Origin of the sequence: Citricoccus sp. SGAir0253 (assembly GCF_005877055.1) — a bacterium.
GTDB lineage: Bacteria > Actinomycetota > Actinomycetes > Actinomycetales > Micrococcaceae > Citricoccus.
Genome location: NZ_CP039424.1, coordinates 452,522 through 467,580, shown reverse-complemented (window position 1 = coordinate 467,580; position 15,059 = coordinate 452,522). Strand labels below are relative to the sequence as shown.

The window sequence follows — 15,059 nt, the reverse complement described above, 5'->3', positions numbered from 1 at the left end:
GGGCCGGACGGCCGCGCCCGGGCGCTCCGGCCGAGGCCAGGGGCCGGTTTGTGACCGGTTGTGACGCCCCGGCACCGGCCGCGTCGCCGGCCGCGTCGCCGGCCGCGTCGCCGGCCGGGTGGCCTACCGCGCCGGCTCGAGGACCCTCGCCTCGGCGGGCACGGGGTCCCGGCGGGACACCGCGAGCATCTCCTCGCGGGGGACGACCTTGACGCGTTCGCGCTCGACGGGGCCGGTGGCGGTGGCCTCGGCGCCCAGGGCGAGCTCGTGGGCGTCCAGGGCCAGCCACCCCTCCCAGGTGGTGTACTCCACCCCGCGCCCGGTGAGCAGGTCCAGGATCGCCTGCTCGTCCGGGTCCTGGGCGGTCCACAGCCCCGGCTGGTCCTCCAGCAGGCACCCGATGGTCTCCAGGGCGTCCCCCTTGGTGTGCCCGATCAGCCCCACCGGGCCCCGCTTGATCCACCCCGAGGCATACACCCCCGGCACCACCGCCCCGGCCTCGTCCAGCACCCGGCCGGCCTCGTTCGGCACCACCCCCCGGCCGGCGTCGTAGGCCAGCCCCGGCACCGGGGACCCGTGGTAGCCGATCGCCCGGTACACCGCCTGCACCGGGTAGTCGGTGTACTCCCCGGTCCCGGTCACGTTGCCGGTGCCGTCCAGTTCCATCCGCTCCATCCGCAGCCCGGCCACCGCCCCGTCGGCCCCGAGGATCTCCACGGGCTGCTGCAGGAAGTGCAGGTGCAGCCGCCGCGAGGCCGTGCCCGGGCGGTCCTCCTGCTCCATCAGCCAGTTCGTCAGCGTCCCGACCATGGTCTTGACCTGGTTGTTCGTGGTGGCCGCCTCCTCCGAGGCCGCGTCGAACTCGAAGTCCTCCGGGTACAACACGATGTCCACGTCCCTCGAGTGCGCCAGCTCGCGCAGCTCCAGCGGGGTGAACTTCACCTGGGCCGGGCCCCGGCGGCCGAACACGTGCACGTCCGTCACCGGGGACGAGGCCAGCCCGGCGTAGACGTTCTCGGGGATCTCGGTGACCAGCAGGTCCTCGGCGTGCTTGGACAGCATCCGGGCCACGTCCAGGGCCACGTTCCCGTTGCCGATCACCGCCACCTCCCGGGCGGTCAGCGGCCAGTGGCGGGGCACGTCGGGGTGCCCGTCGTACCAGGACACGAAGTCCGCCGCCCCGAACGAGCCTTCCAGGTCCACGCCCGGCACGTCGAGGTCGGCGTCCCGGATGGCCCCGGTGGAGACCACGACCGCGTCGTAGTGGCGGCGCAGGTCCTCCAGGGTCAGGTCGGTGCCGAAGTCCACCCCGCCCAGGAAGCGGATGTCCCCGCGGTCCAACACCTTGTGCAGGGCCTTGACGATGCCCTTGATCCGCGGGTGGTCCGGGGCCACCCCGTAGCGGATCAGCCCGTACGGGGCCGGGTACCGGTCGAACAGGTCGATGCTCAACTCGAAGTCCCGCTCGGCCTTGGTCAACAGGTCCGCGGTGTACACGCCGGCCGGTCCAGCGCCGATGATCGCCAGGCGAAGCGGGCGGCCCGGGGCGGGGGTGGGGACGGTCTCAGTCATGGATGTGCTCCTTGGGGGTCTCGTGCAGGACGGGGGGTGCGTAGGGGCTGAGCCGGACGACGTCCCCCACGACGATGACGGCCGGGTTCCGCACGCCGGTGCGCTCGGCCTGGGCGGCGATGGTCTCCAGGGTGCCGATGGTCACCCGCTGGTCCGGCATCCAGCCGCGCTCGACGACGGCCACCGGCGTCCCGGGGCCGAGGCCCCGGGAGCGCAGCAGGGCCGCGGTCCGTGCGAGCCGGCGGACGCCCATGAGCAGGACGAGGGTGTGGTCCGGCCGCGCGGGCAGATCGGCCAGGTCCTCGTGGCCGGTCACCACGGTGAACCCGGTGGCGGTGCCCCGGTGCGTGACGGGGATCCCGGCCGCGGCGGGGACGGAGACGGCACTGGTGACGCCCGGGACCACCTCCACGTCGATCCCGTGGTCCCGGCAGGACCGGGCCTCCTCTCCCCCGCGCCCCAGGACGTAGGGGTCCCCGCCCTTGAGGCGGACGACGAGGTGGCCCGCGCGGGCCTCCCGGACGAGGATGGCGTTGATCTCGTCCTGGCCGACCAGGTGGTTCCCGGGCGCCTTGCCGACCTCGATCACCCGGACGCCGGGCTCGAGGTCCTCGAGCAGCTCCCGGGGCCCGAGCCGGTCGGCGACGACGACGTCCGCGGTCGCCAGCAGCTGCCGGCCCCGCACCGTGATGAGGCCGCCCTCGCCGGGGCCGCCGCCCACCAGCGCCACCCGCCCGCAGGTCCCGGGCGTGCGGCGCCGCCTGCGCAGCGGCAGCCGGCCCGTCTCGAGGGCCAGCCGCACGGCGTCCCGGAGCACCGACGCCCGGCGGGGGTCCCCCCCGGCGTTGACGGCGATGGTGACGTCCCCGGCGCGGGCCACGGCGGGCGTCCACGCGGCGGAGGCCTCGGCGTCGGAGGCGTTGACGCACCATATCCGCCGGGCGTCCGCGTCGGCGGCGACGGCGCGGTCCACCGCGTCGATCCCCGTGGCGGTCTGGACGAACCACGCCCCGTCCAGGTCCGTGGCCCGGTACGGGCGGGGCACCCAGGTGAGCAGGCCGCCGGCGGCCAGCCGGGCGACGTCGTCCCCCGCGTGGGGCGCCACCACGGTGACGACGGCGCCGGCGTCCAGCAGGGCGCGGGCCCGGCGGCCCGCGACCCGCCCGCCGCCCACGAGCAGCACCGGGCGCCCGAGCAGGCGCAGGGACACCGGGTAGAGGTCCGGGGTGGTCATCGCGTACTCCCTTCCAGCAGCCCGCGGCGGCGGAGGATCCGCCGCTCCACGGGTCCGAAGACCATCAGTTCGATGAGGATGCCGACCGCCAGGATGGTCAGCACCGCGCTCATCACCATGCCCATGTCCGCGAGCGTGCGCCCCTGGTCCAGCAGGGAGCCCAGCCCGTACCCCATGGATCCCCCGACGGCGATGATCTCGGCCGCCATCAACGACCGCCAGGCGAAGGCCCAGCCCTGCTTGAGGCCGGACACGTAGGCGGGCAGCGCCGCCGGGAGCACCACCATCAGGGCGGTCTCGGCCGGGGACGCTCCGAGGACCCGCGCCACCCGGCGGAACTGCGGGGGAACCTGGTCCATGCCGGCGGCCAGGCCGTTGACGATGGACGGGATGGCCCCCATCAGCACCACGAAGTACGCGGTGGCGTCGGTGAGCCCGAACCAGATGACCGCCACCGGGACCCAGGCCACGGACGGCAGCACCTGCAGGCCGGAGACCAGCGGGCCGAGGGCGCGCCGCAGCACCGTGACCTGGCCGAGCAGCACGCCCAGGACGGTCCCCACGGCCACGGAGATGGCGAAGCCGACCACGCCGCGCTGCAGCGAGGTGCCCACCGCCTCCTGCACCAGCCCGCCCGACCAGAGGTCGCCGAACGCGGCCAGGACGTCCAGCGGGCCGGGCACGAGGTCACGGCGCCTCAGGTCGAGGGACGCCAGCAGCTGCCAGGCCAGGAGCAGGACGAGCACCGCCCCCAGGGGCAGCAGGACCCGGCTCCAGTCCCGGCGCCGCACCGGGCCGCCGGACTGCAGGGTGTCCAGGCCGGTCCCCAGGTCGCGCAGCTCGTCCGGGGCGGTGGACGGTGCGTCGGGGGCGGTGGACGGCGCGTCGGGAACGGCCCGGGACAGCTCGGGGGACGAGGGTGAGGACGGTGGTGCCGATGGGGACGAGGCCGCGAGCGGCTCGGTCCGCAGTGCGGTGGATGCGGTGGACTCAGTGCGCATGGCGCCGGATCTCCTTCCTCAGGTGCGTGGTGATCTCCCCGGCCAGGGCGCCGACGGCGGCGGCGTCGTGGCGCACCTCCGCCGGGACCGTCCACTCCCGGACCACGCGTCCCGGACGCGAGGACATCAGCAGCACGCGCTGTCCCAGCCGGACGGCCTCGCGCACGTTGTGGGTGACGAAGACGATCGTGCGGCCCGTCTCGCGCCAGATCCGCTCCAGCTCGGCGTGCAGCAGGTCCCGGGTGATGGCGTCCAGGGCGGCGAACGGCTCGTCCATGAGCAGCAGCGGCCGGTCCTGGCCCAGGGCCCGGGCCAGGGCCACGCGCTGGCGCATGCCTCCCGAGAGCTCGTGGGGACGCCGGTCCGCGGCGCCGCCCAGGCGGACGAGCTCCAGCAGCCCGTGGGCGCGGGCGCGCCGCTCGGCCGCCGCGACGCCCCGCAGTCTCAGGGCCAGCTCGACGTTCTCCCGGGCGCTGAGCCACGGGAACAGGGAGGCGTCCTGGAACATGAACGCCGCACCGTCCGCCGGCACCTCCAGGGCTCCGGCCGTGGGGGGCTCGAGGCCGGCGATGATGTTCAGCAGCGTCGACTTGCCGCAGCCCGAGGCGCCGAGGAGGCAGACGAACTCCCCCTGGCCGATCCGGGCGCTGACGCCCTCGAGCACCGGCGCATCGTTCCCGAAGCTCTTGCCGAGCTCCTCCAGGACCACCGTCATGGCGTCTCCTCCGCGTCCGAGTCCGAGTCCGAGTCCGTGCGCGGCCCGCCGACGTCGGCCCGGTCGGTGTCGCCCGCCTCGGCCAGCACCCGCTCCAGCGGGCCGAGGTCGACGAGGTCGGTGAGATCGGCGGGACGGCCCAGTCCGACGTCCACGCCGTCCTGCTGCAGCGTCGGGTAGGTCCCCGCCAACGGGTCGGCGGTGAACTCGATGTGCTCCAGCGACCGGTCCATCACGTCCCGCCGCAGGCCCGCCCCGGCCGTGCGCTCGAGCGCCGTGTTCAGGCCGGCCGCCCGCTCCGCCTCCGGGGCGTCCTCGAGCCATTCGAGCGCCTCGACGTGGCCCCTCAGCAGGGCCTCGACCGTGGCCGGGTGTGCCGCGGCGAAGTCACGGTTGACCACGAGGACCGCGGTGGGGAACCGTCCCGGCTCCGCGCCCTGCTCGCCGGTCCACAGCTCGGCCTCGTCCACCAGCACCTCGGCGCCGGCCTCTAGCACCAGCCGGGAGGCCCACGGCTCCGGCAGCCAGGCGCCGTCCACCTTCCCGTCACGGAAGAGCTGCAGCGTCTGTGCGTTGGCGGTCGGGTTCACGCTGACGTCGGCGTCCTCGGCGGGCGAGACGGACAGTCCCCGGTCCTGCAGGAAGGAGCGCAGGGCGATGTCCTGGGTGCCCCCGAGCTGCGGCGTGGCCAGCACGGTCCCCCGCAACTGCTCCACGGCGTCGATCCCCCGCCGGACGACCAGCTGGACCCCGCCGGAGGCGGCCCCGGCGACGATGAGGAGGGACTCGCCGTCACTCTGGGCGAAGGAGTTGAGGGCGGGACCGGGCCCGAGGTAGGCCGCGTCGATCGCCCCGGCGTTCAGCGCCTCGACGGCCGCGGGGCCCGCGGTGAAGACCTCGGTGCGCAGGGCGGTCCCGCCCGCCTCCGCCAGGGCGTCCGCGAACAGTCCCTCCTGGACCCCGATGAGGGCCGGGGCGTGGGGGATGGTGCCGAAGTAGCCCAGGCGCAGTTCGCCGGCCGTGGTGGGGGCGGTGGTGGGGGCGCCGGCCGCGTCCCCGTCCGCCCCCTCGCCAGGGACCACCGCGAGGGCGAGCGTGAGCGCGCCGACGAGCGCGAGCGCTCCGAGCCACAGGGCCCGGGTGCGCCAGCGGTGCCGGGGCCGGTCCGGGCCCGCGGCGGTGATGCGCACCGTCCGGGGGGCGGGCGGCTGCTCATCCATCGGTGCCCTCGTCCAGCACCATGCCGGCGGCCAGGGTGGTCCCGTCCTGGGGGTCGATCACGAGGAAGGCCCCGGTGCGCCGGTGACGGGCGTACGGCTCCACCGGCAGCGGGGCGGCCAGCCGCAGCCGCACCCGGCCGATGTCGTTGAGCTCGAGGGCCTGCGCCGGTTCGGACTCCAGGCTCTCCAGGTCCAGGCGTCCGTCCACGTCCTGCACGAGGGCCCGGACCGTGGCGGTGCCGTGCTTGACGAGGACGGCGGCCCCGGCCCGCAGCGGCCGCTGCGCCAGCCAGCACACCTCGGCCGTCACGTGCGCGGACGGCGCCGGGGCGGTGGCCGCGGCGGCGATCAGGTCACCCCGCGCCACGTCGAACTCCCCGGCCAGGCGCAGGGAGACCGACTGCGGCGCCGTGGCCTCCTCGAGGTCCCGGCCGGCCGCGTCGATGCCGACGACGGTGGTCGTCCTGGCCGGCTGCCCCGGGGTCAGGAGGGCCACGGTGTCCCCGCGGCGGACGGTGCCGGCGGCGATCTGCCCGGCGTACGCCCGGTAGTCGCGGAAGGACCCCGCGTCCACCCCGGGGGCGAACGCCCCCTGCGGCCGCACGACCAGCTGGACGGGGAACCGGAAGGAGGCCCCGGCGTCGTCCTGGTCGTCCGCGCTCGGCAGCGACTCGAGCAGCTCCATCAGGGTCGGCCCCGCGTACCAAGGGGTGTGCCCCGAGCGCTCGACCACGTTGTCCCCCCGCAGCGCGGACACCGGGACGCTGACGGCGTCCGCCAGGCCCAGGTCCTCGGCCACGCGGCGCACCGCGGCGGCGATCTCGTCGAACACCTGCTCGGAGTAGTCCACCAGGTCGATCTTGTTGACGGCCACGATGACGTGCGGGACCCGGAGCAGGTGCACCACGCTCAGGTGGCGGCGGGTCTGTTCCAGGACGCCGTGGCGGGCGTCCACCAGCACCACGACCGCGTCCGCCGTGGAGGCGCCGGTGACGGTGTTGCGCGTGTACTGGACGTGGCCGGGGCAGTCCGCCAGCACGAAGGTGCGGCGGTCGGTGGCGAAGTAGCGGTAGGCCACGTCGATCGTGATGCCCTGCTCGCGCTCCGCCCGCAGGCCGTCCGTCAGCAGCGCGAGGTCCAGGCCGCCGTCGTCGCCGCCGAAGCCGCGCTCGGCCGAGGTGCGCGCCACCGCCTCGAGCTGGTCCGCCAGGATGGCCTTGGAGTCGTGCAGCAGGCGGCCGACCAGCGTGGACTTGCCGTCGTCCACGGACCCGGCCGTGGCGAGGCGGAACAGGGTTCCGGAGGCGGACCCGTGGTGCTCCAGGAGTGCTGTGGTCATCAGAAGTACCCGTCCTTCTTGCGATCTTCCATGGCCGCCTCGGACAGGCGGTCGTCGGCACGGGTCGCCCCGCGTTCGGTGAGCGTGGACGCCGCGACCTCCAGCACCACGTCCTCCACCGTGGCGGCGTCCGAGAGCACCGCCCCCGTGCAGGACATGTCCCCGACGGTGCGGTACCGGACCGTCCGGACGGAGACCTCCTCGCCCTCCGCGGGCCGGGAGTGCTCCCCGACCGCCCGCCACATCCCGTCCCGGTGGAACACCTCGCGCGGGTGCGCGTAGTAGATGGACGGCAGCTCGATGCCCTCACGGGCGATGTACCGCCAGATGTCCAGCTCGGTCCAGTTGCTGATGGGGAAGGCCCGCACGTGGTACCCCACCGGGTGCCGGCCGTTGTACAGGTTCCACAGTTCCGGGCGCTGGTTGCGGGGGTCCCACTGGCCGAACTCGTCCCGCAGGCTCAGGATGCGCTCCTTGGCCCGGGCCTTGTCCTCGTCCCGCCGGCCGCCGCCGAAGACGGCGTCGAAGCGCAGCTCGCGGATGATGTCCAGCAGGGGCGTGGTCTGGAGGGGGTTGCGGGTCCCGTCCGCGCGCTCGCGCAGCTCTCCCCGGTCGATGTAGTCCTGCACGGAGGCCACCTCCAGGCGCAGCCCCAGCCGTTCGACCGTCCGGTCGCGGAACTCGAGGACCTCGGGGAAGTTGTGCCCGGTGTCCACGTGGACCACCGGGAAGGGCACCCGGCCGGGCCAGAAGGCCTTCGCCGCCAGGTGCAGCATCACCACGGAGTCCTTGCCGCCGGAGAACAGCATGGCCGGGCGCTCGAACTCGGCGACCACCTCGCGGATGATGTGGATGGACTCCGCCTCCAGGGTGTCCTGGAGGCCGAGGCCGGTGTGGCTGCCGGGTCCGGCGTCGGGAACGCGGGTGAGGGTCATGGATGCTCCTGGGTCGTCGGTCGGGTGGTGCGGCGGGGCCGGGACGGTGGGCGCGGGAGCGCCCGGGGGACGGGACCGGTCGAGGGACCGGTCAGACGTGGATGCCGCACTCGGTCTTGTCGTTCCCGGACCACCGGCCCGAGCGCGGGTCCTCCCCGGGGGCGACCGGCCGGGTGCAGGGAAGGCAGCCGATCGAGGGGTAGCCGTGGTGCAGCAGCAGGTTCTCCGGCAGGCCGTGGCGGGCGGAGTAGCCGCTGAGGTCCTCGAGAGTCCACGTGGCCACGGGGTTGACCTTGATGAGCCCGTGGGCCTCGTCCCAGGTCACCAGGGGCGTGTTCGTGCGGGTGGGGGCCTCGTCCCGGCGCACCCCGGTGAACCAGAGGCGGTAGCCCTCCAGGGCGCGGTTGAGCGGGTCGACCTTGCGCAGCCTGCAGCACAGCCCGGGGTCCCGGGCGAACAGCTCCGGGCCGCGGGCGCCGTCCTGCTCGGCCACCGTCTGCTCCGGGTGCACGTCCACGATGTTCACGTCCAGGCGGCGGGCCACCTCGTCGCGCGTCGCGAGGGTCTCCGTGAAGTGGTAGCCGGTGTCCAGGAAGAGGACGTCGACCCCCGGCAGCCGCTGGGACACCACGTGCGGCAGGACGGCGTCGGCCATCGAGCACGCCACCGCGGTGTCCTCCACCGCGAGGTGCCCGGCGACCCAGGCGACGACCTCCTCGGCGGGGGCGTCCCAGCCGAGCTCGGCGGCCCCCGCCTCGGCCAGGCGCCGCAGCCGGTCCTGCTCCCCGGCGCTCCGGACGCCCTGTGCTGGTGTGGTGCTCATCGGAGGGACTCCTCGTCTGCTCGGTGTGCCCAGTGGGCGAAGGTCTCGCCCGGGTCTCGTTCCTCGTCGTAGCGCCGGACCAGCCGGTCGACGTAGTCCACCAGGTCCCCGGCCGTCACCTTCAGGCCGCGCACGGTGCGGCCCAGCCCGGCCGTCTCCCGGTCGCTGGAGGCCAGCCCGCCGCCCAGGTGGACCTGGAAGCCCGGGGTCTGGCCGCCGTCGGCGTCCGGCAGCAGCTGGCCCTTCAGGCCGATGTCCGCGGTCTGGATCCGGGCGCAGGAGTTCGGGCAGCCGTTGACGTGCAGGCTCAGCCGCTCCGGCAGCCGGTCCGCCACGTCCGCCAGGCGCTCCTCGAGCTGGGCGATGGTCCGCGCGGCGGTGTCCTTGGTGTCCACGATGGCGAGCTTGCAGAACTCCAGGCCCGTGCAGGCGATGGTCGAGCGCCGGAAGACCGAGGGCGCGCTGTCCAGTCCCAGCTCGGACAGGCCGGCCACGACGGCGTCGACCCGGTCCGGGGCCACGTCCAGCACCACGATCTTCTGGTGGGGCGTGGCCCGCAGGCGGGTGCAGCCGTGGCGTTCCAGCAGGTCGGCCAGCGCGGTCAGGCGCGTGCCGCTCATCCGTCCGACCACCGGCGCGGCCCCGATGTAGTAGGTGCCGTCCTTCTGCTCGTGGACGCCCACGTGGTCCCCGGGACGGGTGGGCGGGGCGGGCGGCGGGCCGTCCGGCAGCGCGTAGCCGAGGTACTCCTCCTCCAGCACGGTGCGGAACCGCTCGGGCCCCCAGTCGTTCAGGAGGTACTTCATCCGGGCCTTGGTGCGCAGGCGGCGGTAGCCGTAGTCGCGGAAGACCTGCACCACCCCGTGCCACACCTCGGCCGCCCGCTCCTCGCTGACGAAGGCCCCGAGGCGATCGGCCAGGCGGGCGCTGGTGGACAGTCCGCCGCCGACCCACAGGTCGTAGCCGGGTCCGAGTTCCGGGTGGACCACGCCCACCAGGGAGATGTCGTTGATCTCGTGCACCACGTCCTGGGAGGGGTGCCCGGTGATGGCGCTCTTGAACTTGCGCGGGAGGTTGGCCAGCTCCGGGTCGCCGATGTAGCGCTGGGCGATCTCGCGGATGACCGGCGTGGGGTCGATGATCTCGTCGGCCGCGATCCCGGCCACGGGCGAGCCCAGGATCACCCGGGGCACGTCACCGCAGGCCTCGGTGGTGGACAGCCCGACCGACTCGAGGCGACGCCAGATCTCCGGGACGTCCTCCACCCGGATCCAGTGGAGCTGGATGTTCTGCCGGTCGGTGACGTCGGCGGAGTCGCGGCCGAACTCGGTGGAGATGCCGCCGATGACGCGCAGCTGCTCGGTGGTGAGGGCGCCGCCGTCGATCCGCACGCGCAGCATGAAGTAGCGGTCCTCGAGCTCGTGGGGCTCCAGGGTGGCGGTCTTCCCGCCGTCGATCCCCGGCTTGCGCTGGGTGTACAGCCCCCACCAGCGGAAGCGGCCGTGCAGGTCGTCCGAGGGGATCGAGTCGAAGCCCTCCCGCGCGTAGGTCTGCTCGATCCGCTCACGGACGTTGAGGCCGTTGTCCTGCTGCTTGAACTCCTCGTTGTGGTTCAGCGGCGCGGTGCCGTCCACCTTCCACTGGCCGTGGGGCTTGGCGGCGGGGCGCCGCGAGGGGCGGGCGGTCGCGGCGGTCGGCGTGGTGGTCGGCGTGGTGGTCTCGGTCACCTGGGTCATGCCGTCGACGGTAGGAAGCTCCCGGGAGGGCGGACAAGCGTCCCCACACACGGAGCAACGTTCGGCCCTTGGGGCCGCCGAGCCGGGCCCGGGGGCCCGGTGCCTGACGTCAGGAGTCCTCGTGTGACGCCGGGTGAAGCGCCGCCTCCAGCCGGTCGACGGCGCACTCGGCCACCAGGCGCGAGGGCAGCAGGGGGCCGGTCACCACGTCCGCACCGGCCCGGGTGAGCAGGGTGTGGAAGAACCCCGGCGCCAGGAGGTAGGAGGCGATGACCACCCGGGGAGCGCCCTGGGCCCGGGCGTCACGGACCGCGTCCCGGACGTTCGGCTCGGCCGCGGACCCGAAGGCCGCCGTGACCGGACGCCCGATCTCCTCGCCCAGCCGGGCCGCCATCTCGAGGACCTCCTCGACGCCCCGGGCCACGCGGGTGCCGGCGGAGGCCAGGATCACCTCGTCGCCGTCGCCGAGCCCGGCCTGCGCGAGCCTCTCGGCCAGCACGGCGGCCAGCCGCCGGTCCGGCCCGAGGGGTGCGGCGGCCACGGTGCCGGGACGGGAGCGGATCGCCCGGTGGATGTCCACCCGGGTGTGGTATCCCGTGGACAGCAGCAGGGGCAGGACGACGGCGGGCTCCCCCGCGGGCAGGGAGGCGAGCACGTCCTCCAGGGCGGGTTCCTGGACGTCCACGTACGCCTCGTGGACCCGGGCATCGATCCCCCGCCGGCGGCACACGTCCGCCACCTCCGCGCGGAGGCGGTCGACGGCGCGCCGGCCGTCCGGATCGTCCGTCCCGTGGGCGCAGGCCAGGACATGCATCGACTCGGTCATGGCACCACCCTAGTGAGGGCGGGACGGGGGCGGCCCGGCGCTGCGCCGGGCCGCGACACCCCCGCCGCAGCGCACCAGCCGCCACACGGCGGCGGGACGGTCACCGCCCGCAGGCGATGACCGTCCCGCCGGTCCGCGGTGTTGTCCCGGGGCGTTCCGGCTCGGTTGCGGGAACCGTGCCGGTCCACCCCGGTGGTCCCTACCGGGAGCCTGAGGACCCGGTCGCCCCGGCCCCGTGGGCACCGGACCCGATCGGTGCAGCACCGACCAGCGCCTCCGGCGACCGGCCGGCGGCAGGCCCCGGGCCGGCGTCGGGGCCGGCGAGGCCGTCCGCGCCGGAGGGGGCGCCCACCGGGGTGCCCGGGCCGCCGTCGGGACCCGGGCCGTTGTCCGGACCGCCGTCAGCAGCAATCCCGGCCGCCCGCTCCCGCCGGTGCCGCACGTGCTGCACCGCGGAGACCGCCAGGGCCAGTGCCAGCACCGAGTACAGGATGACCGTCACGGGGCTGGAGACCAGGATGGACGGGTCGCCCTCGGAGACGGTCAGCGCCCGGCGCAGCTCGGTCTCGGCCAGCGGGCCCAGCACCACGGCGATCAGCACGGGGGCCAGCGGGAACTGGTAGCGGCGCATCACCAGGCCCAGCAGGCCCACGCCCAGCACCACCCACAGGTCCAGGGTGGCCGAGCTGATCGCGTACACGCCCAGCATGGACAGCACCGTGATCCCGGCGTACAGGTAGTGCCGCGGGATGTAGAGCAGCTTGGCCCACAGCACCGCGAACTGCATGTTCAGGATGACCAGCACCACCAGGCCGATGAACAGCGAGGCCAGCAGGGTCCACACCAGGTCCCCGCTGCGCTCGAACAGCAGCGGACCCGGCTGCATGCCGTACTGCTGGAACGCGGCCAGCATGATGGCCGCGGTCGCGGAGGTCGGCAGGCCCAGGGCCAGCAGGGCGCCCATCGCGGTGCCGGCGGTCGCGTTGCCCGCGGCCTCCGGGGCGGCCACGCCCTTGATCGAGCCGGCCGTGCCGAACTCGGCGTCACCGCGCCGGCGGGCCAGCCGCTTCTCGGTGCCGTACGCCAGGAACGTGGGGACCTCGGAGCCGCCGGCGGGGATGATGCCGAAGGGCACGCCGAAGGCGGTGCCGCGCAGCCAGGCCGGCAGGGCGCGGCGGACGTCGTGCCGGTCCAGCCGCGGCCGGCCCTTGGAGGTGATGGTGGCCCCGGCCGGGTCGCGGTGGATGCGCCCGGCGATGTGCAGCACCTCGCCCAGGGCCAGCAGGCCCACGGTGATGACCACGATCGAGATGCCGTCGAACAGCTGGGGCAGGCCCAGGGTGTAGCGCACGGTGCCCGAGGGCCCGTCCACGCCCACCATGGCCAGCACCAGGCCGATGCCCAGGGCGCCCAGGCCCTTGACCACGGACTCGGAGACCACGGAGGAGATCGCCAGGAAGGCGAACACGGCCAGCGCGAAGTACTCGGCCGGGCCGAAGGCGGTGGCCATCCTCACGAGCACCGGGGCGAAGAACACCACGAGCGTGGTGGCGATCAGCCCGCCGACGAAGGCGCCCACGGCCGCCGTGGCCAGCGCCTTGGCCGCCCGGCCGTCCTTGGCCATCCGGTGCCCCTCGAAGGTGGAGGCGATGGCCGAGGAGTTGCCCGGGGTGTTCAGCAGGATGCCCGAGGTGGAGTCGCCGAACAGTCCGCCGAAGTACACGCCGGCGAACATGATGAACGCCGCGGTGGGGTCCAGGGTGAAGGTGATGGGCAGCAGCAGGGCCACCGCCATGGCGGAGCCGAGGCCGGGCAGCACGCCCACGGCCGTGCCGAGGACGGCGCCGATGACCACCCACAGCAGGTTCATCGGGGTCAGCGCCGAGCCGAGCCCCTCGAGGAGCAGGGACAACTGGTCCATGTCAGAGCAGTCCTTCCAGGAGGCCGGCAGGCAGGTTCAGGCCCAGCCCGGCGTTGAACGCCAGCTGGATGACGGAGGAGAACACGAGCGAGACGCCGAGGTCGAACAGGGCGCGCCGGCTGCCCAGGGCCCGGCAGACCACCCAGAACAGCCCGGTGGCCGAGAACACCCAGCCCAGCACCGGCAGCACGAGGATGAACGCGGCGATCCCGCCGACGACCATCCCCACGGTCTTCCAGTCCGTGTAGGTCTTCCAGTCCTTCGGGAGGGTGGCGTCCGGGTCCTGGCCGGCGATCCGGCGGCGGCCGCGCTCGGAGGCGCTGGCGAGGTCACCGAGCAGGTCCGAGGACATGTCCGCGTTCTCGGCGTCGTCCGTGGGGTCCGGCAGCCGGGGGCTGCGCAGGACCTGGACCGCGTGGACGATCGCGACGGCGAAGAGCAGCACGCACACGATGGTCGGGAAGAACTGCGGTCCGGGGACCGACTCCCCCAGCACGTGCATCGTCGCCGTCTCGACCGCCAGCCACGTGGCCAGCCCGGCCACCAGGACCGGCATGACCAGCTCGCTCCGGCCGGACCACAAGGGCCGGCGGGCGCTCGCGCCGGAGGTGCGCTCCGGCGTCGGGGTCTGCATCAGGGTGCTCACAGGCCGAGTCCTTCCACGATGTCCTGGGTGCGGGCGGTCTCCTCGGCCAGGAAGGCGTCGAACTCCTCACCCGTCATGTAGCTGTCCGTCCAGGCGTTGCGCTCCAGCGCGTCCTGCCAGTGCTCGGTCTGCCGGTACTCGTCGATGATTTCCAGCAGCTCCTGCTCGTCCGCCTCGGAGACGCCCGGGGCCGCGGCGAGCCCGCGCCAGTTCGCCATGACGGCGTCCACGCCCTGCTCCTTGAACGTCGGGACGTCCACGCCGGGCAGGCGCTCCTCGGAGGACACGGCCAGGGCCCGCAGCATGCCGGCCTCGACCTGGTCGGCCACCTCGTTGTAGCCGGAGATGCCCGCCACCGTGGTGCCGGAGAGCATGGAGGTCAGCGCCTCGCCGCCGCCGGAGTAGGCGATGTAGTTCGCCTGCTTCGGGTCGATCCCGATCTCCTCGGCGACCAGGCCGGTCAGCAGGTGGTCGATCGAGCCGAGCGAGCCGCCGGCGATCGAGGTGCCGCCCGGGTCCTTCCTCCAGGCCTCGATGAACTCGTCCAGGGTCTGGTACGGCGAGCTCGCCGGGACCACGAGGGCGGCGAAGTCGTCCGCGAGGCGGGCGACCGGCTCCACGTCGTCCAGGGTGGTGCCGGAATCAGCCAGCTCCACGGCCCCGACCATGACGCCGCCGGTGACCATGAGCATGTCCGAGCGGCCGTCCATCTGGGCGAACTGGCCCAGGCCGATGGTGCCGCCCGCGCCGGGCACGTTGACCACCTGGACGTTGTTGGAGATGCCGCCCGACTTGATGGCCTGCTGCGACTCGCGGGCGAACCCGTCCCAGCCGCCGCCGGGGGCGGCCGGCGCCATCAGCACCAGCTTGGAGCGGGCGGTCGCCTCGCCGCCGTCCGCGGCGGCGTTCACCAGCGCCAGGCCGACGACGCCGGCCGCGGCCACCCCGAGGATGGCCCTTCTGACTGTGCGTGAACTCATCGTTGTCCGTACTCTCGATGGGGATATGTGAGGGCCCACGAACTCCTGTGGGCCGGATCACCACGATGACAGGACCGTGACGCGCGCCACAGCCCGAATGCGGTTGTGGTC

General features: G+C 74.2%; 13 protein-coding genes. All 13 read right to left on the bottom strand.

Annotated elements, in window-relative coordinates:
• Positions 1-123: 123 nt before the first annotated feature.
• The gene (locus tag E7744_RS02105) at positions 124-1,572 is read right to left on the bottom strand and encodes an FAD-dependent oxidoreductase (protein ID WP_137772691.1); all 1,449 of its coding nucleotides are present in this window, start codon (positions 1,570-1,572) and stop codon (positions 124-126) included.
• On the bottom strand, positions 1,565-2,806 hold the full coding sequence (cobA, locus tag E7744_RS02100; RefSeq protein ID WP_137772690.1) for a uroporphyrinogen-III C-methyltransferase: 1,242 nt from the start codon (positions 2,804-2,806) through the stop codon (positions 1,565-1,567). Before cobA ends, E7744_RS02105 begins: the two co-directional genes overlap by 8 nt.
• Positions 2,803-3,807, bottom strand: a complete 1,005-nt coding sequence (locus E7744_RS02095; RefSeq protein ID WP_137772689.1) for an ABC transporter permease — start codon at positions 3,805-3,807, stop codon at positions 2,803-2,805. Before E7744_RS02095 ends, cobA begins: the two co-directional genes overlap by 4 nt.
• The gene (locus tag E7744_RS02090) at positions 3,797-4,522 is read right to left on the bottom strand and encodes an ABC transporter ATP-binding protein (RefSeq protein ID WP_137772688.1); all 726 of its coding nucleotides are present in this window, start codon (positions 4,520-4,522) and stop codon (positions 3,797-3,799) included. The genes E7744_RS02095 and E7744_RS02090 overlap by 11 nt, the downstream gene beginning before the upstream one ends.
• A complete protein-coding gene (locus tag E7744_RS02085; RefSeq protein WP_137772687.1) occupies positions 4,519-5,742 on the bottom strand; it encodes an ABC transporter substrate-binding protein in 1,224 nt (407 codons plus the stop codon). Before E7744_RS02085 ends, E7744_RS02090 begins: the two co-directional genes overlap by 4 nt.
• Positions 5,735-7,081, bottom strand: coding sequence for a sulfate adenylyltransferase subunit 1 (locus E7744_RS02080; RefSeq protein ID WP_137772686.1), 1,347 nt, complete (start codon positions 7,079-7,081; stop codon positions 5,735-5,737). Before E7744_RS02080 ends, E7744_RS02085 begins: the two co-directional genes overlap by 8 nt.
• On the bottom strand, positions 7,081-8,016 hold the full coding sequence (gene cysD, locus E7744_RS02075; RefSeq protein WP_137772685.1) for a sulfate adenylyltransferase subunit CysD: 936 nt from the start codon (positions 8,014-8,016) through the stop codon (positions 7,081-7,083). Before cysD ends, E7744_RS02080 begins: the two co-directional genes overlap by 1 nt.
• A 91-nt stretch (positions 8,017-8,107) precedes the next feature.
• The gene (locus tag E7744_RS02070) at positions 8,108-8,839 is read right to left on the bottom strand and encodes a phosphoadenylyl-sulfate reductase (protein ID WP_137772684.1); all 732 of its coding nucleotides are present in this window, start codon (positions 8,837-8,839) and stop codon (positions 8,108-8,110) included.
• Positions 8,836-10,575, bottom strand: coding sequence for a nitrite/sulfite reductase (locus tag E7744_RS02065; RefSeq protein ID WP_137772683.1), 1,740 nt, complete (start codon positions 10,573-10,575; stop codon positions 8,836-8,838). The genes E7744_RS02070 and E7744_RS02065 overlap by 4 nt, the downstream gene beginning before the upstream one ends.
• 109 nt (positions 10,576-10,684) lie before the next feature.
• The gene (locus tag E7744_RS02060) at positions 10,685-11,401 is read right to left on the bottom strand and encodes a sirohydrochlorin chelatase (RefSeq protein WP_137772682.1); all 717 of its coding nucleotides are present in this window, start codon (positions 11,399-11,401) and stop codon (positions 10,685-10,687) included.
• 199 nt (positions 11,402-11,600) lie between these two features.
• Positions 11,601-13,322 carry a tripartite tricarboxylate transporter permease gene (locus E7744_RS02055; protein ID WP_305764209.1) on the bottom strand — a complete coding sequence of 574 codons (1,722 nt, stop codon included), beginning with the start codon at positions 13,320-13,322 and terminating at the stop codon, positions 11,601-11,603.
• A gap of 1 nt (position 13,323) precedes the next feature.
• On the bottom strand, positions 13,324-13,968 hold the full coding sequence (locus E7744_RS02050; protein WP_210417145.1) for a tripartite tricarboxylate transporter TctB family protein: 645 nt from the start codon (positions 13,966-13,968) through the stop codon (positions 13,324-13,326).
• Positions 13,965-14,948, bottom strand: coding sequence for a tripartite tricarboxylate transporter substrate binding protein (locus E7744_RS02045; protein ID WP_137772681.1), 984 nt, complete (start codon positions 14,946-14,948; stop codon positions 13,965-13,967). The genes E7744_RS02050 and E7744_RS02045 overlap by 4 nt, the downstream gene beginning before the upstream one ends.
• Positions 14,949-15,059: the final 111 nt, after the last annotated feature.

Excerpts from the sequence above, each read along its gene's own strand:
- E7744_RS02105 (WP_137772691.1), bottom strand. The coding sequence starts at position 1,572 with ATGACTGAGACCGTCCCCACCCCCGCCCCGGGCCGCCCGCTTCGCCTG.
- cobA (WP_137772690.1), bottom strand. The coding sequence starts at position 2,806 with ATGACCACCCCGGACCTCTACCCGGTGTCCCTGCGCCTGCTCGGGCGC.
- E7744_RS02095 (WP_137772689.1), bottom strand. The coding sequence starts at position 3,807 with ATGCGCACTGAGTCCACCGCATCCACCGCACTGCGGACCGAGCCGCTC.
- E7744_RS02090 (WP_137772688.1), bottom strand. The coding sequence starts at position 4,522 with ATGACGGTGGTCCTGGAGGAGCTCGGCAAGAGCTTCGGGAACGATGCG.
- E7744_RS02085 (WP_137772687.1), bottom strand. The coding sequence starts at position 5,742 with ATGGATGAGCAGCCGCCCGCCCCCCGGACGGTGCGCATCACCGCCGCG.
- E7744_RS02080 (WP_137772686.1), bottom strand. The coding sequence starts at position 7,081 with ATGACCACAGCACTCCTGGAGCACCACGGGTCCGCCTCCGGAACCCTG.
- cysD (WP_137772685.1), bottom strand. The coding sequence starts at position 8,016 with ATGACCCTCACCCGCGTTCCCGACGCCGGACCCGGCAGCCACACCGGC.
- E7744_RS02070 (WP_137772684.1), bottom strand. The coding sequence starts at position 8,839 with ATGAGCACCACACCAGCACAGGGCGTCCGGAGCGCCGGGGAGCAGGAC.
- E7744_RS02065 (WP_137772683.1), bottom strand. The coding sequence starts at position 10,575 with ATGACCCAGGTGACCGAGACCACCACGCCGACCACCACGCCGACCGCC.
- E7744_RS02060 (WP_137772682.1), bottom strand. The coding sequence starts at position 11,401 with ATGACCGAGTCGATGCATGTCCTGGCCTGCGCCCACGGGACGGACGAT.
- E7744_RS02055 (WP_305764209.1), bottom strand. The coding sequence starts at position 13,322 with ATGGACCAGTTGTCCCTGCTCCTCGAGGGGCTCGGCTCGGCGCTGACC.
- E7744_RS02045 (WP_137772681.1), bottom strand. The coding sequence starts at position 14,948 with ATGAGTTCACGCACAGTCAGAAGGGCCATCCTCGGGGTGGCCGCGGCC.